The 23087-nt window shown below is 73.3% G+C and carries 18 protein-coding genes; 6 read left to right on the forward strand and 12 right to left on the reverse strand.

The annotated features are described in order from the left end of the window. Positions 1-24 precede the first annotated feature (24 nt). From ACLJPY_RS18555 to ACLJPY_RS18600, 10 genes are read right to left on the reverse strand one after another with little or no spacing between them, the layout of a single operon-like run. On the reverse strand, positions 25-957 hold the full coding sequence (locus ACLJPY_RS18555) for an ABC transporter ATP-binding protein (RefSeq protein ID WP_410590020.1): 933 nt from the start codon (positions 955-957) through the stop codon (positions 25-27). Further along, positions 954-2831 (reverse strand): dipeptide/oligopeptide/nickel ABC transporter permease/ATP-binding protein, encoded by a 1878-nt coding sequence (locus tag ACLJPY_RS18560; protein WP_410590022.1) that lies wholly within the window; start codon positions 2829-2831, stop codon positions 954-956. Before ACLJPY_RS18560 ends, ACLJPY_RS18555 begins: the two co-directional genes overlap by 4 nt. 2 nt (positions 2832-2833) lie before the next feature. After that, complete coding sequence (locus ACLJPY_RS18565) at positions 2834-3814, reverse strand: ABC transporter permease (protein WP_410590023.1); 981 nt, start codon at positions 3812-3814, stop codon at positions 2834-2836. After that, on the reverse strand, positions 3811-5403 hold the full coding sequence (locus ACLJPY_RS18570) for an ABC transporter substrate-binding protein (RefSeq protein ID WP_410590025.1): 1593 nt from the start codon (positions 5401-5403) through the stop codon (positions 3811-3813). The genes ACLJPY_RS18565 and ACLJPY_RS18570 overlap by 4 nt, the downstream gene beginning before the upstream one ends. Continuing rightward, positions 5400-6290: a serine hydrolase gene (locus tag ACLJPY_RS18575; protein ID WP_410590026.1), complete on the reverse strand. Its 891-nt coding sequence runs from the start codon at positions 6288-6290 to the stop codon at positions 5400-5402. Before ACLJPY_RS18575 ends, ACLJPY_RS18570 begins: the two co-directional genes overlap by 4 nt. Then, a complete protein-coding gene (locus tag ACLJPY_RS18580; RefSeq protein WP_410590027.1) occupies positions 6287-7672 on the reverse strand; it encodes a serine hydrolase domain-containing protein in 1386 nt (461 codons plus the stop codon). Before ACLJPY_RS18580 ends, ACLJPY_RS18575 begins: the two co-directional genes overlap by 4 nt. Positions 7673-7690: 18 nt before the next feature. Continuing rightward, on the reverse strand, positions 7691-8794 hold the full coding sequence (menC, locus tag ACLJPY_RS18585; protein WP_410590028.1) for an o-succinylbenzoate synthase: 1104 nt from the start codon (positions 8792-8794) through the stop codon (positions 7691-7693). After that, positions 8791-9684 carry a GNAT family N-acetyltransferase gene (locus ACLJPY_RS18590; RefSeq protein WP_410590029.1) on the reverse strand — a complete coding sequence of 298 codons (894 nt, stop codon included), beginning with the start codon at positions 9682-9684 and terminating at the stop codon, positions 8791-8793. The genes menC and ACLJPY_RS18590 overlap by 4 nt, the downstream gene beginning before the upstream one ends. A 23-nt stretch (positions 9685-9707) precedes the next feature. Then, on the reverse strand, positions 9708-10850 hold the full coding sequence (locus ACLJPY_RS18595; RefSeq protein ID WP_410590030.1) for a M20 family metallopeptidase: 1143 nt from the start codon (positions 10848-10850) through the stop codon (positions 9708-9710). Next, positions 10847-12319, reverse strand: coding sequence for an amidohydrolase family protein (locus tag ACLJPY_RS18600; RefSeq protein WP_410590032.1), 1473 nt, complete (start codon positions 12317-12319; stop codon positions 10847-10849). The genes ACLJPY_RS18595 and ACLJPY_RS18600 overlap by 4 nt, the downstream gene beginning before the upstream one ends. A 311-nt stretch (positions 12320-12630) precedes the next feature. On the opposite strand from ACLJPY_RS18600, the gene ACLJPY_RS18605 reads away from it, so the two are divergent. After that, the gene (locus ACLJPY_RS18605; protein ID WP_410590033.1) at positions 12631-13044 is read left to right on the forward strand and encodes a DUF6010 family protein; all 414 of its coding nucleotides are present in this window, start codon (positions 12631-12633) and stop codon (positions 13042-13044) included. A 1-nt stretch (position 13045) separates the two neighbouring features. Further along, positions 13046-13246, forward strand: a complete 201-nt coding sequence (locus tag ACLJPY_RS18610) for a hypothetical protein (protein ID WP_410590034.1) — start codon at positions 13046-13048, stop codon at positions 13244-13246. A gap of 41 nt (positions 13247-13287) precedes the next feature. Here the strand turns inward: ACLJPY_RS18610 and ACLJPY_RS18615 are convergent, their stop codons facing one another. Continuing rightward, positions 13288-14535 carry a hypothetical protein gene (locus ACLJPY_RS18615; protein ID WP_410590036.1) on the reverse strand — a complete coding sequence of 416 codons (1248 nt, stop codon included), beginning with the start codon at positions 14533-14535 and terminating at the stop codon, positions 13288-13290. Positions 14536-14776: 241 nt separating this feature from the next. Here ACLJPY_RS18615 and ACLJPY_RS18620 point away from each other — a divergent pair, with 241 nt between their 5' ends. After that, a complete protein-coding gene (locus ACLJPY_RS18620; RefSeq protein WP_410590038.1) occupies positions 14777-17074 on the forward strand; it encodes a PQQ-dependent sugar dehydrogenase in 2298 nt (765 codons plus the stop codon). 31 nt (positions 17075-17105) lie between these two features. Here the strand turns inward: ACLJPY_RS18620 and ACLJPY_RS18625 are convergent, their stop codons facing one another. Beyond that, a complete protein-coding gene (locus ACLJPY_RS18625; protein ID WP_410590040.1) occupies positions 17106-18482 on the reverse strand; it encodes a sigma-70 family RNA polymerase sigma factor in 1377 nt (458 codons plus the stop codon). A gap of 320 nt (positions 18483-18802) precedes the next feature. Between ACLJPY_RS18625 and ACLJPY_RS18630 the strand changes: the two genes are divergently transcribed. From ACLJPY_RS18630 to fadD8, 3 genes are all read left to right on the forward strand, one after another. Next, positions 18803-20197, forward strand: a complete 1395-nt coding sequence (locus ACLJPY_RS18630; protein WP_410590042.1) for an alpha/beta hydrolase domain-containing protein — start codon at positions 18803-18805, stop codon at positions 20195-20197. A 137-nt stretch (positions 20198-20334) separates the two neighbouring features. Next, positions 20335-21312, forward strand: coding sequence for a 5'/3'-nucleotidase SurE (surE, locus tag ACLJPY_RS18635; RefSeq protein ID WP_410590044.1), 978 nt, complete (start codon positions 20335-20337; stop codon positions 21310-21312). A gap of 155 nt (positions 21313-21467) precedes the next feature. Further along, positions 21468-23054, forward strand: coding sequence for a fatty-acid--CoA ligase FadD8 (gene fadD8 / locus ACLJPY_RS18640; protein ID WP_410590046.1), 1587 nt, complete (start codon positions 21468-21470; stop codon positions 23052-23054). The last annotated feature ends 33 nt before the right edge of the window (positions 23055-23087 follow it).

Here is a 23087-nt window from a genome sequence, read left to right on the forward strand (position 1 = left end):
GGATCTCCTTGTGGGATAGCGGTCTCACGCGGCGAAGTGGCAGGCGGCGTGGTGGGGCCGGCCGACGGCGTCGCCCGCCGGGTCGGCGGTGACGCAGACGGTGCGGCCGGTGTGCACGAGCGGCCCGATCGGGCAGCGCGGGTGGTAGCGGCACCCGGACGGCGGGTGGTGCGGGTCGGCCGGTTCGGTGTCGGCCAGCACGTCGTCGCCGGCGTCGTCGAGCAGGTTCCGGCGGGCCGACGGCGCCGCGGCCAGCAGGTCCCGCGTGTAGGGGTGCTTCGGATCGGTGAGGACCTGCTCGGCCGGCCCGGCCTCGACGATCCGGCCGAGGTACATCACCGCGACGACGTCGCTCACGTAGCGCACCACGGCGAGGTTGTGCGAGATGAACAGCATCGACAGCGAAAGCCGCCGCTGCACCTCCCGGACGAGGTTGAGCACGGCGCCCTGCACGGAGACGTCGAGTGCCGAGGTGATCTCGTCGGCGACCAGCACCTTCGGCCGCCCCGCCAGCGCGCGGGCGAGCGCGACGCGCTGGCGTTGCCCGCCGGAGAGCCGGCCGGGCAGCGCCGCCGCGCGGTCCGGGTCGAGGTTCACCAGTTCGAGCAGCCGGGCGACCTCGGCCCGCCGCTCGGCGCGGGACGTCCCGGGCGGCATCGCCTCGGTGATCGACTCGCCGATCGCCATCCGCGGGTCCAGTGACGAGTACGGGTCCTGGAACACCATCTGCAGCGGCCGCCGCCGCGGCAGCCGCCGCACGTCGACGCCGTCGAGCAGCACGCGGCCCGCGCTGACCGGCGCGAGCCCCGTGGCCGCCCTGGCCAGCGTCGACTTGCCGGAGCCGGATTCGCCGACCAGGCCGACGACCTGTCCGGAAGGGACGGTCAGGCTGACGCCGTCGACGGCGGTGAGCTTGCCGTAGCGGACGCTCACCGCGTCGAACTCGAGCGCGCTCATGCGGCACCTTCCTCGTGCTTCGGTCCGGAAAGGACGGTCACCTGCGGGTGCCAGCAGGCGACCCGGTGGCCGTCGCCCGCCGCCTCGAGCACCGGGTCTTCGGTCCGGCAGCGCTCCGTGGCCAGCGGGCACCGGGCCGCGAACGCGCAGCCGTCGGGCACGCGGTCGGGTTCGGGCGGGCGGCCGGGAATCACTTCCAGGGGCTGGTCGCGGTCGGTCTCGAGGTCGACGGTCGTGGCCAGCAGCGCCCGCGTGTACGGGTGCCGGGCCGGGGTCCCGGCCGGCAGGTCCTCGACGATCCGGCCGGCGTACATCACCAGCATCCGTTCGCAGGTCTGGGAAACCACCGCGATGTCGTGGCTGATGAGCAGGATCGCCGCACCTTCGGCTTCGCGCGTGCGGGCCAGCAGGCGCAGCACCTGCCGCTGCACGGTGACGTCCAGCGCGGTCGTCGGCTCGTCGGCGACGATCAGCTTCGGACGGCCCATCAGGCCCATCCCGATCATCGCGCGCTGCCGCATCCCGCCGGAGAACTCGTGCGGGTACTGCCGCGCTCGCCGCTCGGCCGCCGGGACGCGGACCGCGGCCAGCCGGTCCACCGCGCGGGCGAACGCCTGGCGCCGGGACAGGCCGTGGTGCTGCTCGGACACCTCGGCCAGCTGCCCGCCGACCCGGCGGGCCGGGTTGAACGACGTCATCGGGTCCTGGAACACCATGGCCAGTGCCGGGCCGAGCTCCCGGTCCGACGCGGTGGCGAGGGGTTTCCCGGCGAACTCGAGCCGGTCGGCGGTGACCACGCCGGGGGCTTCGACCAGGCGGGACACGGCCAGCGCGGTCAGGCTCTTGCCGGAACCGGACTCGCCGACGACGCCGATCGCTTCGCCGGCGCGGACGCTGAAGCTGACCCCGCGTACCGGGACGGTCCACCCGTCCGGGCCGGGGAACGCCACCCGGAGGTTCTCCACCACGAGCACCGCGTCCGCGGGCTGCTCCACGGCCGCGGGCCGGGCCGCCGGCACCGGGGGTGCCCCGCGCCGCGTCACCCGCGTGCGGACCCCGACCACCGCCGCGACCGTTTCGCCGACAAGGTTGAACGCCAGCCCGGCGAGCACGACCGCCGCGGCGGGGCCGAGCGCGGCCGCGGGGTTGACGTAGATGCCGTCGAGGCCTTCGCGCAGCAGCCGTCCCCAGTCGTAGTCCGGTGCCTGGACGCCGATCCCGAGGAACGACAGCCCGGCGAACGCCAGCAGCGCCGAGCCCGCGCCGATGGTCGCGTTCACGACGAGCGGCTCGCCGATGTTGGGCACCACGTGCCGGGCCAGCAGCCGGGCCCGGCCGACACCGGCGATCCGGGCCGCCGCGACGAAATCGCGTCCGGAGACCGACGCCGAGAGCGTCTGGACGAGCCGGGCGAACGCCGGCGCCATCGCGAACCCGATCGCCAGCACCGCGCCCTGCGTCCCGACGCCGAAGATCACCGCGAGGAACAGCGCCAGCAGCAGGCCGGGGAACGCGACGGCGATGTCGACGACCGCCGTGAGCAGCCGCCCGGCCCGGCGGGGCAGCACGGACGGCAGCGTCCCGAGCACGACGCCGGTGCCGGCGCCGATCGCGGTGGCGAGCACCGCCAGCCCGACCGAGAGCCGGGTCGCGACCAGGGTGCGCAGCAGCAGGTCGCGGCCGAGCGAGTCGGTGCCGAAGGGGTGCGCACCGGACGGCCCCTGCCCGATCGCGTCGGTGTCGATCGCGCCCGCGCCGTCACCCCACAGCAGCGGGGCCAGCGCCGCCACGACGACGACCAGCGCCAGCAGCGCCGCCGAACACGCGCCCACCGGCGTGCGCACGGCCGCCGTCCACGATCCGCGTCGAACCATTTTCACGCCTCCCGAATGGCCGAGCGCGGGTCGAGCAGCCCGAGCACGACGTCGACCAGCAGGTTCACCAGCAGCACGCCGACGCCGTAGACGAGCACGATCCCCTGCACCAGCGGGTAGTCCTTCTGGAGGATCGACTGCACGATCGTCGAGCCGAGGCCGGGCCAGGCGAACACGTTCTCCACCAGCACCGTGCCCGCGACCATCCCGGTCAGCATCAGCCCGCCCAGCGTCAGCGTCGCGGTCAGGGCGTTCGGCAGCGCGTGCCGGACGTAGACCAGCCGCGCGGGCAGCCGCTTCGCCCGCGCGGTGCGGACGAAGTCGGCGCCCAGCACCGCGAGCAGTTCGACGCGGAGCATCCGCGCGAGCACCGCGGCCGGCCCGGCCGCCAGCGCCGCCACCGGCAGCACGTAGGCGCTCACGTCGTCGCTGCCCGCCACCGGGAACCAGCCGAGCCCGACGGCGAGCAGCGCCACAAGCGCGACCGCGATCAGGAATTCGGGGATGGCGCCGAGCAGCACGCTCACCGACGTGAACCCCAGCTCCGCGCCCCGGCGGCGGCCGCCGCGGGTCAGCACCGCGAAGGTGACGCCGACCGGTACCGCCACCGCGATCACGACCGCGAACGCCGGGAACGCCAGCTGCAGGGTCGCGGGCAGCCGGTCGCCGATCACCTGCGTGACCGCCTGGCCGCTCGCCATCGACGTTCCGAGGTCCCCGGTGAAGAGCCCGCGCAGGTAGTGCCCGTACTGCACCCAGAGCGGGTCGTCCAGGCCGAGCTCCAGCCGTTTCGCCCGCACCAGGTCGGCCGGGGCGGTCATGCCGAGCGCGGCCCGGACGGGGTCGCCGGGCACCAGGTGGATCATCAGGAAGGCCGCGGTGACCAGCGCCCACAGCGAGACGGCGAGCCGGGTCAGCCGCCGCGCGGCGAACGCCGGCCATCCGCCGCCACGCAGGCGCGCGGGTGCCGCCGCCGTGGTCATCGCGCGTACATCCGGATCGACGACGGCGTGATGCTGCCCTGGCCGACCTCGAAGCGCGAACCGCTCGCGTAGTTCGGCACCACCGAGTCGATGTAGGGCACCACGTCGACGCGCTTGACCAGCGCGGTCTCGGCGGCCTGCCAGGACGGGCAGCTGGCGGTTCCGGCCATCGCGGCCGCCTGCTTCACGGCCTGGTCGTACTCCGGGTTGGCGATGTGGCCGAAGTTGGTCCCGTCCGGCGCGGCCGGGCCGGACACGAACGGCACCAGCTGGCTGGGCAGGGTGAGCCCGAGCGGGCCGAGCGAGACCTCCCACTCGCCGGTGCCGAAGAGCACCTGGGACAGGCCGGGGCTGTCGACGGCCTTGAGCGTGACCTCGGCGCCGAGGGTCTTCCAGGTCTGCTGGACCAGTTCGGCGGTGGGGGCCATCGTCGGGCCGAGCTGGGTGCCGTAGAGGACGGTGAGGGCCAGGCGCTGGCCGCCCTTGGCGCGCACGCCGTCCGGGCCCGCCTTCCAGCCCGCCGCGTCCAACGCGGCCGCCGCGGCGGCCGGGTCGTGGTTCGGCAGGTGGCCGGAGACGGTGTCGCCCGGGCACGCCTTCGGGTCGGCGGTGACCAGGCCCTGTGACGGCTTGCCGGTGCCGTTGGTCAGCACCTTGCCGAGCTGGGCCAGGTCGAGCGCCTGGGTCAGCGCGCGGCGCACGGCTTCGTCGTGGCCGGGGCGTCCGGGCGCCTGGTTGTAGAAGATCTCGCCGAGCGGCGCGAGGAAGTCGGCGTGGAAGAGCTTCCGGGCTTCGAGCCGCTGGCGGTCCGGGCCGTTGATCTGGCTCGCGTTCAGCTCGCCGGACAGCAGCAGGTTCGTCGCAGTCGCGGTGTTCGGGATGACCCGGGCGACGACCTTGTCCGGCAGGCCGGCCTGCTGCGCCTTCCAGTCCCCCGGTCCCCACGTGTAGTCCTTGCGGCGGGTGAACGTGTAGTGGTCGTTCGGGACGACCTCGGAGACGGCGAACATGCCGGTGCCGCTGCCGCCCTTGGCCAGCAGCTTCCGGTCGGCCAGCCCCTTGGCGCAGACGATCGGGAGGCTGCCGACGTTGCGGAGCAGGAACGCGTCGGGCGCGCCGCTGGTGACGGTGATCGTCCGGGTGGCTTCGTCGGCGGTGGCCTTCGTGCCCGGCGCGATGGTCAGCCCGGCGTAGGGCGACTTGTTCGCCGGGTCGCCGACGAACACGATGTTCGCGGCGACGTCGGCGGCGGTCAGCGGGGCGCCGTCGGCGCACGTGATGCCCTTGCGCAGGGTGAAGGACGCCGTGGTCGTCGTGGCGTCCCACTTCTCGGCGAGCAGCGGGACGGGCTTGCCGTCGGGAGCGAGGTCGAGCAGCGGGTCGTAGAGGAACCGGTCGACCTGGCCGGTGACCGAGAGCACCGACATGTGCGGGTCGAGGTTGCCGGGGTCGGAGGCGATGCCGAGGTTGAACGTCTTGCCGTCGGCCAGTGCGCCGCCGGCCGCGCCGGCGCCGCCCGGTCCCCCGCAGGCGGTGGCCGCGAGGGCGAGCGCGCCGAGCAGGACCACCGCCGTCCGTGTGTGGGTCATGGAGTTTCCTTCCGCAGGTGGTCCACGGCGAGCCGGCCGGCCCGGCCGATCGCCGCATCGATGGCGGGCCGGCGCTCGGCCAGGGAGTCCGCACGGGTGAAGACCGCGACGGCGAAGCGGCGGCCGTCCGGGTAGGACACGACACCGGCCTCGTTGCGGACGGCAGGCAGGGTGCCGGTCTTGGCCGCGATCGTGACGTCCGAGGGGAAGCCCGACGAGAGGCGGTGCGGCCAGATCTGCCGGGCCAGCATCGAGCGGACCCGCTCGCACGCCGCCGGTTCGCCGGCGCGGCCGGTCCACACCGCGTCGAGCAGCTCGGTGATCTCCCGCGGCGTGGACGACGTCGTGCGTTCGGGGTCCAGCACCGCGAGCTTCCACGTCTGTTCCGGGGCCGCGCCCGCGAAGACGGCGTCGAGGTCGGCGTCTTCGGGCGCGCCCAGGTCGGCGAGCACCGAGGCGAAGAGGTCCTCGCAGCAGCCGATCAGCCGCGTGCGCCGCAGGCCGAGGTCGGTCAGCACGCGGTCGACGGCGGCCGCGCCGATCCGGTGGTAGACGACGTCGGTGGCGGCGTTGTCGCTCATCGTCAGCATGAACAGCGCGAGGTCGCGCCAGCTCATTTCGACGTCGTCGGCGCAGCCCGCGGTGCCGATGCCGCCGATCCGGTAGCGCGGGCCGACGCGGGTCCGGGCGGTCTCGTCGAGCCGCCCCGCGGCCACTTCCCGCGCGTAGGCGACGGCGACCGGGATCTTGAACACCGACGCGAGCACCACCGGGTCGTCCGCGCCGACGGCCACCTCCGGGCCGCCGCCGACTTCCCGCGCGTGCAGGAACCCGCGGGCCCCCGCTTCGGCGAAGACGGCGGCGATCTCCGCCTCGACGTCGCTCACGCCGTCACCCGCCGATCGGCGCGTCCGGTGTGCAGGTACAGCGCGCGGCCGGTGCCGTCGTCCCCGACGAAGGCGTGCGGGATGTACATGCCCTGCATCGGCTCGGCCAGGATGAGCGTGTCGCCGTTGAGCGCGACCAGCTCGATCTTCTCCGGCTTGGCGAGCTCGGCGAAGATGCCCTTGGGGACGCGCTCGACCCAGACCCGGCCGTCGTCGTCCTGGCTGACCACGATGTCCGCCACCGAAGACGCGTACTCGCCCACGTACCGCGTGGCGTCGATGCGCGGCGCGGCCGGGTCGGGCACCGGCGGCACCCGCAGCTCGATCCCGGTCAGCTCGCGCAGGAGGTGCCCGACCACCTCGGTGTAGACGGCGATCGTGTCGCCGCCGTTGGTCAGCAGGGCCACCGCGACGTCGTGTCCGGGAGCCAGCCGGAGGAACGCGGACTGGCCGATCGTGCCGCCGTCGTGGCCGACCACCGGTCCGCCGGGCGCGTCGAACAGCGACCAGCCGAGCCCCCAGGCGTCGCCGAAGATGCCCAGTTCGGGCAGTTCGACCAGGCGTTCCCGCATGGCTCGGGCGCTTTCGGCGCTCAGCACGCGCGTGCCGTCGGGGCCTTCGCCGTCACGCAGGTGCATGGCCGCGAACTGCACCAGGTCCCGGGCGCGCATCGCGAGCATCGAACCGGCCGGGGCGTTGGACGGCGCCAGCGCCCAGGTGCCCGCCGGTTCGGGGTCGGCGCCCGGCTCGGCCGTCAGGTGCCCGAGCGCGGCGCGGAACCGGATCGCCTCGTACGGGCTCGGCGCCGCGTGCGTCAGGCCGAGCGGCGTGAACAGGTGGTCCTGCAGGCATTCGTCGTAGGTCTTGCCGCGCAGCACCTCCACGAGCCGGCCGAGCACGCAGAAGGCCGCGTTGTTGTAGGAGAACATCTCGCCGGGTGCGAACAGCTGGGGCACGTCGCCGAGGGTGGCGACGTACTTCTCGATGCAGTCGGCGCCGCGGCCGGTGTCGGTGAAGATGTCCCCTTCGAAGCCCGCGGTGTGGCACATCAGCTGCCGGACGGTGATCCGCGCGGCCGCGTCGTCGTCGCCGAGCACGAACTCCGGCAGGTACTCCCGGACCGGCCGGTCGAGGTCGAGGACGCCGTCGTCGACGAGCTGCATGGCCAGCGTGGTCGTCCAGACCTTGGTGATCGAGCCGATCTGGAACAGCGAATCGGTGTCCGCTTCGACGCCGGTGCCCCGGTTGAGCACCCCGGCGGCGTGGTCGGCGACCTCGCCGCCGGCGTAGACGGCGACGGCCGCACCCGGCACGTGGTGCTCGGCCAGCAGGGCGGGGAGGCGGGATTCCAGCCAGGCGGAGAGTTCGGGGAGTTTCGACATGGGGACCTCTCGTTTTCGCTAGGCGAGCCAGGACTTCGCGGTGGTCACTTCGGCCAGCCGCTCGGGGATCGGGGTGACGCCGAGGCCGGGTCCGGACGGCACCGGCAGCCGGCCGGCGTCGAGCACGAACGGCTCGGTGATGTCGGTGCGGTAGAAGCGGTCCGACGCCGAGGTGTCGCCGGGCAGGGTGAACCCGGGCAGCGACGCGAGGGCGACGTTGGCCGCCCGGCCCAGCCCGGTTTCGAGCATCCCGCCGCACCACACCGGGACGCCGTGCGCGGCGCAGACGTCGTGCACCCGCCGCGCCTCCAGGTAGCCGCCGACGCGGCTCGGCTTGATGTTGACGATCGCGCAGGCGCCGAGCCGGATCGCGGCGGCGGCCGAAGCCGCCGAAACGACGGTCTCGTCGAGGCAGATCGGCGTCCGCAGCTGCCGGGCCAGTTCGGCGTGGCCCAGCACGTCTTCTTCCTCCAGCGGCTGCTCGATCAGCAGCAGCCCGAACGGGTCGAGCCGTTGCAGCTGCGGGACGTCCGAGAGCGTGTACGCGGTGTTCGCGTCGACCTGCAGCAGGATGTCGTCGCCGAAGCGCTCGCGGACCGCGCGCACCGGCTCGACGTCCCAGCCCGGTTCGATCTTGAGCTTGATGCGGAGGTAACCGGCGTCGAGGTAACCGCCGACCACGTCCAGCAGCTGCGGGATCGAATCCATGATGCCGACGGACACCCCGCACGCCACGGTGTCCGATGTGGACCCGAGCGCGGTGCCGAACGACATGCCGTGCGCGCGCAGTTCGGCGTCGAGGACGGCCATCTCGAGCGCGGCCTTGGCCATCCGGTGGCCCTTGAACTTCGCCAGCAGCGGCGCGACGCGGTGCGCCGAAAGGTCGCCGACCGCGAGCAGCGCCGGCACGAGGAAGGTCCGCAGCACGTGCACGACCCCGTCGATGTACTCGGAGGAGTAGAGCGGGTCCGCCATCGCCCCGCACTCGCCCCAGCCCTCGCCGTCGGACGTCACCGCACGCAGGAGCAGCAGCTCCCGGGCGGACTGCGTCCCGAACGACGTCCGGAACGGGGCGACCAGCGGCATCCGCACGCGGAGCAGTTCCACACCGGTGAGTTTCACGACGAAGGCTCCTTGCTCAGCACGTACCAGCCGGCACGATCGAATCCGGTGACCGAGGCGCCCTCGGCGAGCAGGCCGCCCAGCACCTCCCGCAGCGCGACCCGCCACGCCCGGCCGCGGTCCGGGTCGGTGCGCCGGAGCGCCTCGATGTCCGCCGGAACGGCGACCAGCACCACCGGCGCGTCCGCGGAGCCGGTGACCGGTGCGCCGTCCGGGCCCGCCGCCAGCGCGACCGCGGCTCCGGCGGCCCGCAGCCCCGCCGCGTCCACCCGGTCCGGCCGTCCGGCGGCGGCCGCCCGCACGGCCGGGCTCGTCAGGTCCCAGGCGACCATCAGGCGGTCGGTGTCGCCCGTCCCGTTGATGCCGTCCTGCATCGGGCCGTAGAAGTCCGGCAGGTAGTGCGCCGGCCGGGCGGCCAGCTTGGTCAGGTTGAAGTGGGCGTTGCGGCGCACCAGCGGGTCGAACGTCCAGGAGATCAGCGCGACCCCCTGCCGCAGCGCCCACGCGCGCTGGTGCTGCTTGAGCGCGAAGCCGATGCCGCGGCCGTGCCCGCTCGTGGCGACGCCGGCGATGTGGCTGTGCAGTCCTCCCTTCGCGGGTTCGCCGAAGAACCCGAAGCAGGCGCCGAGCAGTTCGGGCCCGTCGAAGGCCCCGGCGACGTAGTTGCCCGCCGAGACCATGGCCCGCAGCAGTTCGGCCGTCACGAGCGGGTTGCCCGGGGCGGGCCGCCAGATCGACTCGAAGAGCCGGGACACCGCGGCCAGCTCGGCGACCTCGGCCAGGGTCCGGATCCGCACGCCCGAGGCGAGGGCGGCACCGGCCGCCGCGGCGGTGGCCTCGTCCCGCAGCGGCGGGGCTGTGTTCGTCACGACTTCTGTCACGCCCACCATCCTTTCCGGACGGTCGTCGCCGGTCACCGTTGTCCCGTACGGGATTCTCGGTGTGGGTTCGTCGCCGGGGACGAAGTCCGGTGCGCCAGCACGGTTTCGGTGAGCGCGGCGAGCAGCGCGGTCCGCCGGGGCAGCTCCGCGACGACGACGTGTTCGTCGTCGGCGTGCGCTCCCCCGCCGACCGCGCCGAGCCCGTCGAGCGTCGGAACGCCCAGTCCCGCCGTGAAATTGCCGTCCGACGCACCGCCGACCGCCGCCTGGGTGAGCGGTCCGATGCCCAGTCCGGCCGCGAGGGTGTCCGCGAGTTCGTACAGCTTCGCCGATGCGGCGGCTTCCAGCGGCGGCCGGTTGATGCCGCCCGCGATGCGGATCCGCGCGTCCGCGAGCACCGGCCTCAAGCTCCGCACAGCCTCGTCGACGCGGTTCTGTTCGGCCATGTCCCACACGCGCGCGTCGACGGCGACGCTCGCCGCCGCCGGCACGGTGTTGGTCGTGGTCCCGGCGCGCAGCGCGGTCGGCACGACGGTGGTCCCGCGGCCGGGGTCGGCGAGCGCGGCGACCGCGAGGATCTGGTGCGCCACCTCGATCCCGGCGTTGACGCCCTTCTCGGGTTCGAGCCCGGCGTGCGCGGCCCGGCCGTCGACCTCGATCCAGTACTGGGAAACGCCTTTGCGGCGGGTCTTCAGCGCCCCGCCGTCGGCCGAGGCTTCGAGCACGAACACCGCGTCGCAGCTTCGGGCCTCCTCCTCGATGAGCGCGCGGGACAGCGGCGACCCGATTTCTTCGTCGCCGGTGACGAGGATGGCCAGGCCGTCGCGGTCCGGCAGGCCCGCGGCCGCGTGCAGGGCCATGACGACGCCGGCCTTCATGTCGAAACACCCCGGGCCGCGCAGGATGCCGTCCTCGACGGTGAAGGGGTGGGTCCGCAGCGAGCCGAGCGGCCACACGGTGTCGTGGTGGCCGAGCAGCAGCACGCGCGGCGGGCCGTCGCCGAACCGCCACCGCAGGTGCGTGCACCCGTCGGTGACCAGGCGTTCCGGCTCGGCGCCGAGGAGGCGGCGACCGACGACGGCGACGGCTTCGGCGCTGCGCGCGACGGCCTCGAGGTCCGACGACGGCGACTCGCAGCGGACGAGCGTTTCGATGTCGGCGATCAGCTCGCTCACCGGGGCTCACCCCGCAGCGGCCGGCCCGGCAGGGCAGCGGTGTCGAGTGCGCCGTCGGCGACCACCGCAACCCCGGCGACGTAGAGGTGCCGGACACCCAGCGAAGGCCGCGTCGGATCGGCGTAGGTGGCCGTGTCGGTGATCCGCCCGGGGTCCAGGACGACGACGTCGGCGTCGGCGCCGGCGGTCAGGTGGCCCTTGCGACGCGTAGCGGGCGCCACGTCGTCGAGGAGCCGCGAAGGCAGGTAGGAGCAGCGCCGGAACGCCTCGAGCCAGGTCCAGGCCCCCGTCTCGCGGACCATCAGCCGCAGGGTCTTGGCGAAGGTGCCCGCCGTGCGCGGGTGCGTCCGCCCACCCGGTGGCAGCGGCCACTCGGTGCTTTCGGAGCGGCCGTCCGGCCAGGACACGGGCATCGCGTCGCTGGCGACGACGGCGTCCGGGAAGGCCAGGGCCCGGTGCAGCAGCGCGCGTTCGCGGGGGTTGTCCTCGTCGAGGAACTCCAGCAGGCACGGCGCACCCGGGTCGTCCCGGCGCAGCTGGCGCAGGCGCGCTTCGTCGCGCACGCGTTCCCCGGTTTCGAGGATGACCACACTGGACGGACGGAGTCCCTTGAGCCGCAGGCGGTCCGGCTCGATGAACGCGGCACCGACCGCCGTGCTGCCCGCGCCGTAGGGGTAGGCCTCGACGGTGACGCGCGAGCCGGCGCGGCGGGCGTCGTCGAGGGTGGCGAGGACGCGGTCGATGTGGTGGCCCGAGGTGCTGTTGACGTGGCAGTGGTGCATCGCGGCGCCCGTCTCCCCCGCGGCCGCGGCGATCTCGGCCGAGCCGTCGACCGGGATCGCGGGATCGACCTCGACCAGCTCGCGCACGTGGGTGTAGGTGGGGACACCGGCCGTCGCGGCCAGGTGGGCGAGGGCGAGGAACTCGCCGGGCGCGGTCTGCGGCGCGTACCCCATGAGGACGCCGATCCCGAGGGCACCGGCCGCGAGCTCGCCGTCCAGGAGGGACAGCCAGGCGGCCAGCTCCGGCGACGACGAAGACCGTTGCCACGCCGGGTTCCCCAGGACGGCCAGGCCGCTGTCGATGTTCGCGTCCGGCTCGATCCCGGCCAGCACCTGCGCCCGGGCCGCACCCCAGGAGGCGGAGAAGCCGTAGTGCAGCGGCCGCCCGGCCGCGGCGGCTTCGGCGTAGGCCCGCTCGACGGGCATCAGGCCGGCTTCGAGGTCCAGGGCGGTGGTGACCCCGTCCATCGCCTGCAGCCGCTGCCCGGCGACGGAGTGCACGTGGCTGTGCAGGTCGACGAACCCGGGCCCGACGACGAGCCCGGTGACGTCGACCTCGGTGGCCCCGGGCGCGTCGAGCCCGGCACCGACGGCCTCGACCCCGGCCTCGGAGAGGAGCACGTCGGCCACGCCGTCGAACCCGCTCCCCGGATCGACGACCCGCCCGCCCCGCAGAAGTGTCCGCACCCGCCGCCTCCTCGTCACCGTCCGATCGAGGTGACGTTAGGAGGATTTCCGGCACCGCCGTTCGTGCGCGACGACGAATCGCAACGGCGAGTTTGATCCGCCCGGACGAAGTCCCCCCAACCGACCGTCCAGATACGCAGTCCGACCGCCCAGGTACGCAAGCCGACCGCCCAGGTACGCAAGCCGACTCCCCAGGTACGCGAACCGACCGTCCGGGTACGCGAGCTTGAGCCACCAGCTGGCGAGATCCCGGCGCCCCCTGACCGCCGAGCCCCTGTCCGTCCGGACGCCCGCTTCCTACCGTCGGACCCGTGCTCGAAATCTTCGCGCCGATCGTCATCGGCCTCGTCTACGTCCTGCTCAACTCGCTCATCCCGGACCGGCACCGGCAGCGCTTCAACGCCGTGATGGTCGGCGGCGCGGGTGCGGCCTACCTCTCCGGCGGCGCGCTGGGGCCGTGGGAACTCGTGTTCTGCGCCGTGCTGACCTACGTCGCGTTCCGCGGGCTCGACTCGTGGACGTTCATCGGCATCGGCTGGCTGCTGCACACCGCCTGGGACGTCGTCCACCACCTCAAGGGCCAGCCGATCCTGCCGTTCGCCCACGGCTCGTCGTTCGGCTGCGCGATCTGCGACCCGGTCATCGCGATCTGGTGCTTCGGCGGCGGCCGGTCGGTCCGGCCGCGGCGGCGGGTTGACGCGGCCCCGCCGGGGGTACCCGGGTGACATGAGCGCCGAAGTCGAACGCGCCGCGCACGCCTACTGCCCCCGGTGCCACCCGGACCCGCGCCCCGGGGACGTGATCCAGGCGCTGTGCGGTGCCCGCCACCCGTACTTCGGCCGCCGCGACCGGCCGGCCAACTCCTGCCCCGCCTGCGTGGCGCTGGCTTCGGCGAACGTCTACGCCTGCGGCCACCCCGGCGCCTGACGGCCGGAACGCACCGCCCCGGGCAGGGGCGGTGCCCCGGTTCAGGCGGGCAGCGAGGACAGCGGCACCGCGAAGACCGCCCGGCCGCAGGTCTGGCTCTTCGCCGCGCAGTCGGCCGTCGACCACTCGGACTGCGACCACACCAGGCCCGTCGACCAGTCGTAGGTCAGCGCCTCCGGGTGGACCGCCCAGCAGGCCGCCGTCCCGGAACCGCAGGTCGCCGACGTGCTGTTCGCCGTCGTCTGGCTCCAGAGCTGGCCGTTGATCGTCGCCGAGCTGTGGGCGACGTACCACTTGCCGTTGTTGGACAGCACGCCCTGCATGTTGCCGACCGAGCTGCGCAGCGCCTCAGTGGCGGCCACCGTGCCCGACGACGCCGCCAGCAGGTAGTCCGTGCCCATCGGGTAGCGGTAGAGACGGCCGTGGAGGCTCTGGTCGGAGAAGTACTCCGTCGTCACGACGCTGGCCGGGCTGGTGCTGCGGTCCAGTGACATCGACGAGAAGCACGGCACGCCCGTGTCGGACGCCATGCTGCAGGTGCCCCCGGCGTAGGTGTAGTAGCCGACCTGCATCATCGCGTACTTGTAGGTGTAGGCGGCGTACCCGCCGGAGGTCTTGCCGATCGAGTTCGACGTCGTGTCGGTCAGCTGCAGGATGTGCTTGGTGCTGAACACGCGGATGGCGGTCGAGGTGCTGCCTTCGGCCGTCACGTAGATCTTGTCGCCGTACCAGGCCATCCCGCCCATGTGGGCCTGCGCCGCGGAGAAGCTGGAGCCGGTGCTGTTCGGCACGGCCAGGTAGAGCATCCGGTAGGACGGCGAAGCCGGGTTGTCGTAGTTGATCGCCTGGATCCGGGCGTCGTTGTAGCGGCCGAGCGCGTCGGTGCCGTGCCAGCCGGAAAGGATGATCTTGTCCGCGCCCCACTTGCCGTCGTCGTCGGCGTCACCGGAGGTCGTGATGCCCTGGGGGCTCCAGGTCGTCGTCCCGGCGCGGTCGGCGTCCCAGCACATCGACTTCGTGGCCACCGGCGCCTTGGGCAGCGCGGCCTTTTCCGCGGCGGTACAGCCGGTCATGTCGTAGCTGGTGTCGTTGACGACGGTGTTCATGCTGACGTTCGGCAGCGCGTCGTCCAGCGCGGTCAGCGCGGCGGCCGGGGTGGCGTGCCACACGAGGCTCTGCTTGGCCGTCGTCGTCAGCGGGTCGCTGTAGGCGGCGCTGGCCGTCCCGGGCAGCGCCAGCGCGCCGGCCGCCACGGCCAGCCCGAGCAGGATCACCTTCGGAATTCTCATGACGGCAGTACCTCAGCCGGCGGTCCAAAATCCGTACACCGGCCTTGTACGCCGGTTGTACCGGTCGCCGGCGTGATCGTCCATTGTGGATCGGACGCGGATACCGGTGGGTTATTTCCCCGCCACGGGCATTACGCGATTCGTGCACATTCTCGGCCGGGGTGTAACACCTTTCGGACTTCCGGCGCCATACGGGACGGCGTCCGCGCCAGTCCGGTCCCCGCCGCCCGAGGAGTTCGTGATGGGTTTTCGTCGTTCCCCCGTTCCGCGAAGATCAAGACGCACGCTGACGGCGGGGGTGGTCGTGTCCCTCGCCGGTGCGCTCGCCGTGGCCGTCGCAGCCCCGGCTGCCGCCGTGCCCGCCGGCTTCACCGACACGGTCGCCATCGGCGGCCTCAGCTCGCCGACCGCCGCCGCCTTCGCACCCGACGGCCGGGTGTTCGTCGCCGAGAAGAGCGGCCTGGTCAAGGTGTTCGACTCCCTCGCCGACCCGACGGCGACGGTGTTCGCCGACCTGCGCACGCCCACCCAGGACTTCTGGGACCGCGGCCTGCTCGGGCTGGCGGTCGACCCGGCCTTCCCCGCGCGGCCGTACGTCTACGTCTCCTACACCCTCGACGCACTTCCCGGCGGAACCGCGCCGAAGTGGGGCGACACCTGCCCGACGCCGCCGGGCGCGACCGACTCCGGCTGCGTCGTGACCGGCCGCGTCTCCCGGCTGACCATGGGCCCGGACGGCACGGCCGTCAGCGAGAAACCCCTGGTCACCGGCTGGTGCCAGCAGTTCCCGAGCCATTCGATCGGCGCGCTGGCCTTCGGCCCGGACGGGGCCCTGTACGCCGGCGGCGGCGACGGTGCGAGCTTCAACTTCGCCGACTACGGCCAGGTCGGCAACCCCTGCGCGGACCCGCCTTCGCCCGCCGGTACGAACCTCACCCCGCCGACGGCCGACGGCGGCGCGCTGCGGTCGCAGTCCCCGCGCCGCGCCGCCGGGCAGCCGGTGCTGCTCAACGGCGCGCTCCTGCGCATCGACCCCGACACCGGCGACGGCCTGCCCGGCAACCCCTTCGCGAGCAGCGCCGACGCCAACGCCCGGCGCGTCATCGCCTACGGCTCGCGCAACCAGTTCCGGTTCGGCTTCCGGCCCGGGACGAGCGAACTGTGGGCCGGCGACGTCGGCTGGAACACGTGGGAAGAGATCAACCGCGTCGCGGACGCCGGCGACGCCGTGGCGGAGAACTTCGGCTGGCCCTGCTTCGAAGGCGCCGCCCGCCAGGCCGGCTACGACGGCGCGAACCTCGACCGGTGCGAATCGCTGTACTCGGCGGGCGGCCAGACCGCGCCGTACTACACCTACAACCACAGCGCCAAGGTCGTGGCGACGGACCCGTGTCCCACCGGTGGCTCGTCGATCAGCGGGATCGCCTTCGAATCGGGCAGCACCTACCCCGCCGAGTACGCCGGCGCGCTGTTCTTCGCCGATTCCTCCCGCGGCTGCATCTGGGCGATGCAGACCGTCGCCGGCCAGCCCAGCCCGAGCAAGCTGGTGCCCTTCGTGACTGGCGTCAACACGCCGGTGCAGCTGCTCACCGGTCCTGGCGGCGACCTGTTCTACGTCGCGCTGGGCAGCGGCGAACTGCGCCGGGTGAGCTACGCCGGCGGCACCAACCGGCCGCCGGTCGCCGCGGCCACCGCGACGCCGTCCAGCGGGCCGGCGCCGCTCACCGTGCAGTTCGACGGCACCGGCTCCACCGACCCGGACGCCGGCGACACGCTCTCCTACGCCTGGGACCTCGACGCGGACGGCGCCTACGACGACTCCGCGGACCCGAGGCCCACCTGGACCTACGCCACCGCCGCCACGGTCGACGCCGGGTTGCGGGTCACCGACTCCCACGGCGCGTCGGCGACCACGACGGTCCGGGTGACCGCCGGGACCCCGGCCGGGCTCGACCCGGTGCCGGTCATCGACAGCCCGGCGGCCACGCTGACCTGGTCGGTCGGGCAGACCGTGGCGTTCTCCGGCCGCGCCGTCGACGCCCAGGACGGCGAGCTGCCGCCCGCGGCGCTGACCTGGCGGCTCGCCATCCGGCACTGCGCGGCCAACGGCACCTGCCACACCCACAACGTCCAGGACTTCCCCGGCGTCGCCGCGGGCTCGTTCGTCGCCCCCGACCACGAATACCCGTCCTACCTGCAGCTGACGCTGACCGCGACGGACTCGACCGGCCGGACCGGCTCGAAGACGATCGACCTGCAGCCGAAGACGGTGACGCTGAACTTCACCTCGAACCCCAGCCAGGCCACGCTCACCGTCGGCGGGACCCAGCAGCGCACGCCGTTCTCCCGGACGGTGATCGCCGGGTCGGCCAACTCGATCAGCGCCGACAGCCCGCAGAACCTGCCGCCGCTGAACCTGAAGTACGCCTTCAGCAGCTGGGCGCACGGCGGGGCGCGGACGCAGAACGTCGTCGCACCGGCGACGGGTGCGACCTACCAGGCGAACTACCGGCTCTGCTGGCTGCTGCAGCCCTGCTGAGCGGACTGACCCGGCGCCGCGCGGCGCCGGGTCACTCCCCGGGGTTCTTGGTCTTTTCGGCCTTCTTCGACTCTTTCGCGGATTCCTTGGCCGCCTTCGACGACGACTTGGCGGCCTGCTTGGACTCCTTCGCGGCCGGGTCGTTCCCGAGGCCGTTCCCGTTGTTGCCGTTGCCGTTGTTGCCGTTCCCGTTGTTCCCATTGCCGTTGTTGCCGCTGTTGCCGTTGCCGTTGTTGCCGTTGCCCGCCGCCGGGTCGGCGGGATCCGCGGCCTCGGTCCCGGCCGGCTCCCCGGCGGGCTGCGCCCCGGTCGTCGCCACACCGGAGGCGCCGGGCCCGGTCGTCCCCGCCGCGTCCGTCGGCGCGACGCCGTCCGCCGGCCCTCCTGGACGCGAGCCGGCCTGCGGCCCGGTCCGCACGGGCTGGGTCGTCGTGCCCTCGCTGCCCGGCAGCGGCGGCGGAGCGTCGGCGGACGTGCTCGCGCCGATCGTCACGGTCGTGACCAGGGCCGCGCCCGCGGCGGCCACCTTCGCCGCCGTGGCCCAGGACAGGGCGGACGCCCCCGTACCGGTGGCGGTCGCGGTGGCACCGGAGCCGGCGAGGGAGCCCGTGGTGGACAGCCACTGCGAGACGATCGGGACGCCCAGGATGAGCGGGGCGACCGTGACGGGCAGTTCCTCGTTGAGCCGGCGGAGCCCGGCGGCCAGCTCCCGGCAATCCGGGCAGCGGTCCAGGTGGGCGGCGATCCGGTGGGCCTTGTGGTCGGAGATGCCGTCGCGCACCCACCGGGCCAGCTGGCCGGAGACGTTCTTGCAGTTGCGCCGCCGTGCCTCGGGAACGTGCTGGTCCAGGTAGGCCTGGCGCAGGCCTTCGCGGGCGCGGTAGGCCAGCGCGGCCACGCCGTTCGGCGTCATCCCGAGGTCCTCGGCGATCCGCGCGGGCGACTCGCCGTCGATCTCGGTGCGCCACAGCACCGCCCGCCACCGCTCGGGCAGGCTCGCGAACGCGTCCGCGGCGACCGTGGCGTGCAGCCGGTTGCCGACCGGCTCGTCACTGCCCTCGCCCGGCAGGACGTCCGGCACCTCGGCCACCACCGAGACGGCCGCGTCGCGCCGGCGCCAGCTGATCATGGTGTTCCGGATGGTCGTCAGCAGGTACGGCCGGAAATCCTCGTCCGGGCCTTCGCCGGAGCGCAGAATCCGCAGCACCCGGGTGAACCCCTCGGCGATGAGGTCGTCCCGCTCCGCCCGGTCGGCCGCGATCGCGGCCGCCACCCGGCGGGCGGCGGCGAGGTGCCGGTCGTAGAGCTCGCCGTACGCCGCGATGTCGCCACCTCGGACCGCCGCTATCAAGGCCGCGTCGCCCGGGACGTCCGTCGTCCCGGCCACCGCCGGCGCCACTTCGGTCACCACACCCCCTTGCCGTGCACGTGCACGTGCAGAACGTCCCGAGATAGTCGCGCAACGAGTGACACCTGCGCAAGGTTGCGGCCGCGAAAGCACTTTCCGAAGTTTTGCGGCAGACGAGTGACGGGCGCGTGGACTTGTCACATCCCTGAGCGATCGCGGGTGGCTTACCCCCGGTTCGCGCACGCTGCGTTGCCCCCGTGATTACCAGCGGGTAAAAGACAAAGCCGGTGGCCGCACCGGTCACCGGGCACTGTCCGAAGTGGACGGAACGGAAGCCGGGAGCCGCTTTCGCACCGCCCGACCAACCGAAGGGTCCCCCCATGCGCAGAGCCCTGCTCGTGCTGCTGACCGTGCTCCTGCCGTCCGTCCTGCTCACCGGGACCGCCCACGCCGGGCCGTCCCCCGCACCCACCGTTTCGGCGGTGCCCGCGAACGCCGGGCGGGGCTGGCCGGTCAGCGGCGCCCAAGGCGTCCTCGACCTCGCCGCCCGCGGGTACGTCGAAGAGGAATACCTGCTGTCCGGCCAGGCGGACACGTTCGACCAGGTCGGCCTGTGGACCGAAGACGGCCGCTGGGCCACCCGCGTGGCCAGTACCGGCAACCCCTACACGACCCGGCTGGTCGTCGTGCGGCCCCGTGACGCCGCGCGGTTCAACGGCACGGTCGTGGTCGAATGGCTCAACGTCAGCTTCGGCGTCGACATCCCCGTCGACTTCTCGCAGTCCTATGAACACTTCGTCCGCGAAGGCTACGCCTACGTCGGCGTGACGGCCCAGAAAGCGGGTGCCGACAAGCTCAAGAGCCTCGACCCGGCGCGGTACGCCGCCGTGGACCTGAGCGGGGACGCGCTTTCCTACGACGTCTTTTCCCAGGCCGCGCAGGCCGTCCGGACGAACCCGCAGCTGCTGGGCGGCCGGACGCCGTCGGTCGTGCTGGCCACCGGGCACTCGCAGTCCGCGCTGCGGCTGACCACGTACGCGAACGCGGTCCAGCCGGTGCGCCGCAGCTACGACGGCCTGATGATCCACGGCCGGGCCGCGCTCGCGGCACCGATCGGCGACGGCGTCGTCGGCCCGCTGTCGGCCCGGATCCGCACCGACCTCGGCGTCCCGGTCTTCGTCCTGCAGTCGGAGACCGACGTCGTCGCGTCGGCCTCGGTCCGTCAGGACACCGCACTGGTGCGCACCTGGGAGGTCGCCGGCACCGCACACGCCGACCAGTACGGCCTGAACCTCTACAACGCGGCCAACGCCCGGGACCGCTCGATCAACGACGGCGCGCCGACCACGTGCGACAAACCGGTCAACAGCATGACCTTCCGCTACGCGGAAAACGCGGCGTTCCGCTACCTGGACCGCTGGGCCCGCGGCGGCGCGGCCCCGCCCCTGGCGGCGCCGATCGCCATGCTGCTCAACCTCGTCGTCCTGCGCGACGGCGACCAGAACGCCCTCGGCGGCGTCCGGCTGCCCGACCTCGACGTCCCGGTGGCGGCCTACTCCCCCAACAACAGCGGCGGCAACGTGCCGGGCGCGTGCCTCCTGCTGGGCACGACGACACCGTTGTCACCGGAGCGCATCCGGCAGCTGTACCCGGACCACGCCGCGTACGTCGCCAAGTTCACCGCGGCGGCGGACCGGGCCCTGCGGGCGGGCTACCTGCTGCAACCCGACCGGGACGAGGCGGTGGCCCGGGCGCAGGCGGCACCGGTGCCGTAACCGTCCACAAAGGATGATCGCGGCGAACCCGTCCCGGATCCGGGGCGGGTTCGCCGTCGGATCGAGCGAAACACCCCCTCGCCGCCACCGTTCCCGCTAGCCTGGCCCTCCGATTCCGAACGAATGAGGAGGTGGCGATGCGGTACAAGGCTTTGCGCGTCGCGGTCGCGGCGGCGGTGGCGCTGTCGCTGGCCGTGCCCGCCCAAGCCGACCCGCGGCCCGATCAACCGGTTTCGCTGGGGGGCAAGAAGGTTCTGCTGGTCAACGACGACTCGGTGCAGGCGGCGAAGCCCGACGGATCCGACGGGCGTGGCATCTACGTGCTCCGGCGGGCGCTGTGCCGGGCCGGAGCCGACGTGGCGATCGTCGGCCCGTGGGCGTCCCAGGGAGCGAAGAGCCGCTCCACGGCTGGGTCCCCGGCGGCGTCCGTGGCCCCGCCACTGGCCGTGCCGGCCGAGTTCGCCGCGGACTGCGCGGACGCGCCGGGGCACGGGCTGGTGCTGGGCGCCTGCCAGGGCAGCGTCCCCTGCGGTCCCGGCAGCCCGTCGATCACCCCGGCGGACGTGGTCGAGCTCGCCCTGACCGGCGTCCTGCCCCAGCGGCTCGGCTGGACGAAGGGCCCGGACCTGGTGGTGTCCGGGGTCAACGCGGGACCGAACACGGACGTCTCGGTCAACCTGTCCGGCACGGTCGGCGCCGCCACGGCGGCGGTCGAGCGGGGCGTGCCCACGGTGGCGGTCAGCGCGGGCACGCGCGTGGCGCCCCCGCCGTCGACGGAGACGTACACGGCGGCGGCCGACGTCGTGGTCCGCCTGCTCGCGTCGCCCCGCGTGTGGAGGTTCGCGCGCGACCTGGTGCTGGTGAACGTGAACCAGCCGGACGTCACGCCGGGTGCGGGGCCGTCCCCGGTGCGCTGGACGAAGGTCGGCCGGGTGGCCCAGGGCTGGGTGACGTACGCACCGGCGGGCGACGGCACGTACCAGCTGTCGTACAACCCGGTGACCCCGGCGCCGGAGTTCGAGCCCGACAGCGACACGAAGGCCCTGTTCGACGGGTACGTGAGCATTTCGGCGGTGGCCGTCAACCGCGGTTACGCCGGCCGCCTGCCCGGCTGAGGCGGCCCCGGGGGACGCGCCGCGAACCCGGCGCGTCCCCCGGGCGTCCGTTGAAACCTGTTCCACCGGATCGCCAAGCTGACAAACGCGCCCCGATCACCGTATCGTGTCGTAAACAGTAACGTGTTCTAGTCTGGCGCCGTGGAGGGACCGGGATGGACGAGCAGGCGATGCGGTATCCGAACCACCTCGGCCACCTGGTCGTCTCCGCCCTGAAGCGGCACCGGGACAAGCCGGTCATGGTGCTGGGCGAGACCACGATGACCGGGGGCCGGACCGCCGAGCAGGTCAGCCAGTACGCCCAGGCCTTCGAGGCGCTCGGGGCGGGCACCGGCGCGCCGGTCGCGCTGCTGTCGCTGAACCGGCCGGAAGTGCTGCTCATCATCGCCGCCGGTCAGCTGCAGGGTTCGCGGCGCACGGCGCTGCACCCGCTCGGGTCGCTCGACGACCACGCCTACATCCTCGCCGACGCCGGCATCACCACCCTGATCATCGACCCCGTGCCCGCCTTCGTCGACCGGGCGCTCGGCCTGCTCGAGAAGGTCCCCGGCCTCACCCAGGTGCTCACCATCGGCCCGGTGCCGGAGCCGCTGGCCCCCGTCGGCAAGGACCTGACCGCGACCGCCGCGACCTTCGAGCCGCGACCGCTCGAGCCCGCCGTGCTGCCGCCGGACCAGGTCGTCTCCATCACCTACACCGGCGGGACGACCGGCAAGCCCAAGGGTGTCATGGGCACCGCGCAGGCGATGACCACGATGACGCAGATCCAGCTCGCCGAATGGGAATGGCCCGACGCGCCGAAGTTCCTGATCTGCACCCCGCTTTCGCACGCCGGCGCGGCGTTCTTCGCCCCGACGCTGCTCAAGGGCGGCTCCCTGGTCGTCGTGCCGAAGTTCGACCCCGCCGACACCCTGCGCATCATCGAAGAGCAGCGGATCACCGCGACCATGCTCGTGCCCACGATGCTCTACGCGTTGATGGACCACCCCGACTCCCGCACGCGCGACCTGTCTTCGCTGCAGACGGTGTACTACGGGGCCGCGTCGATCAACCCGGTGCGCCTGCGCGAGGCGATCGACCGCTTCGGGCCGATCTTCGCGCAGTACTACGGCCAGTCCGAGGCCCCGATGGCGATCAGCTACCTCGCCAAGGACGACCACGACGACGCGCGGCTGGCCTCCTGCGGCCGTCCGTCGGCCTTCCTGCGCACCGCCCTGCTCGACGCCGACGGCAACCCCGTGCCCCCCGGGGAGCCCGGCGAAATCTGCGTGGCGGGCCCGCTGCTCGCCGGCGGCTACTGGAACCTGCCGGAGGTGACGGCCGAGACGTTCCGCGACGGCTGGCTCCACACCGGCGACGTCGCCCGCGAAGACGAGGACGGCTTCTGGTTCATCGTCGACCGGGTCAAGGACATGATCGTCACGGGCGGGTTCAACGTGTTCCCCCGCGAGGTGGAGGACGTGGTGGCCGAGCACCCGGCGGTCGCGCAGGTCGGCGTGATCGGCACCCCGGACGAGAAGTGGGGCGAAGCGGTGACGGCGGTGGTGGTCCTGCGGAAGGACGCGGACAGCGACCTCGAGCGCCTCACCGCCGAGATCCAGGCGTCGGTGCGCGAGCGCAAGGGCCCGGTGCACGTGCCCAAGCAGGTGATCGTGGCGGAGTCCCTGCCGATGACGGGGCTGGGCAAGCCGGACAAGAAGGCTCTACGGGCCCGCTACGAGCGCCATCGCGCCGCTGTGTAGGACGTTATACGGCGGCAACCACGCTCGCCCGGT

It is taken from the genome of Amycolatopsis sp. lyj-23 (genome assembly GCF_046549135.1).
In the GTDB taxonomy this organism is placed as follows: domain Bacteria; phylum Actinomycetota; class Actinomycetes; order Mycobacteriales; family Pseudonocardiaceae; genus Amycolatopsis.

Bases quoted from the DNA above. Each gene is read 5' to 3' on its own strand.
- ACLJPY_RS18560 (WP_410590022.1), bottom strand. From the start codon at position 2,831: ATGGTTCGACGCGGATCGTGGACGGCGGCCGTGCGCACGCCGGTGGGC.
- surE (WP_410590044.1), top strand. From the start codon at position 20,335: ATGCGGTACAAGGCTTTGCGCGTCGCGGTCGCGGCGGCGGTGGCGCTG.
- ACLJPY_RS18615 (WP_410590036.1), bottom strand. From the start codon at position 14,535: ATGAGAATTCCGAAGGTGATCCTGCTCGGGCTGGCCGTGGCGGCCGGC.
- ACLJPY_RS18620 (WP_410590038.1), top strand. From the start codon at position 14,777: ATGGGTTTTCGTCGTTCCCCCGTTCCGCGAAGATCAAGACGCACGCTG.
- ACLJPY_RS18610 (WP_410590034.1), top strand. From the start codon at position 13,046: ATGAGCGCCGAAGTCGAACGCGCCGCGCACGCCTACTGCCCCCGGTGC.
- ACLJPY_RS18555 (WP_410590020.1), bottom strand. From the start codon at position 957: ATGAGCGCGCTCGAGTTCGACGCGGTGAGCGTCCGCTACGGCAAGCTC.
- ACLJPY_RS18570 (WP_410590025.1), bottom strand. From the start codon at position 5,403: ATGACCCACACACGGACGGCGGTGGTCCTGCTCGGCGCGCTCGCCCTC.
- fadD8 (WP_410590046.1), top strand. From the start codon at position 21,468: ATGGACGAGCAGGCGATGCGGTATCCGAACCACCTCGGCCACCTGGTC.
- ACLJPY_RS18590 (WP_410590029.1), bottom strand. From the start codon at position 9,684: ATGGTGGGCGTGACAGAAGTCGTGACGAACACAGCCCCGCCGCTGCGG.
- ACLJPY_RS18565 (WP_410590023.1), bottom strand. From the start codon at position 3,814: ATGACCACGGCGGCGGCACCCGCGCGCCTGCGTGGCGGCGGATGGCCG.
- ACLJPY_RS18630 (WP_410590042.1), top strand. From the start codon at position 18,803: ATGCGCAGAGCCCTGCTCGTGCTGCTGACCGTGCTCCTGCCGTCCGTC.
- ACLJPY_RS18580 (WP_410590027.1), bottom strand. From the start codon at position 7,672: ATGTCGAAACTCCCCGAACTCTCCGCCTGGCTGGAATCCCGCCTCCCC.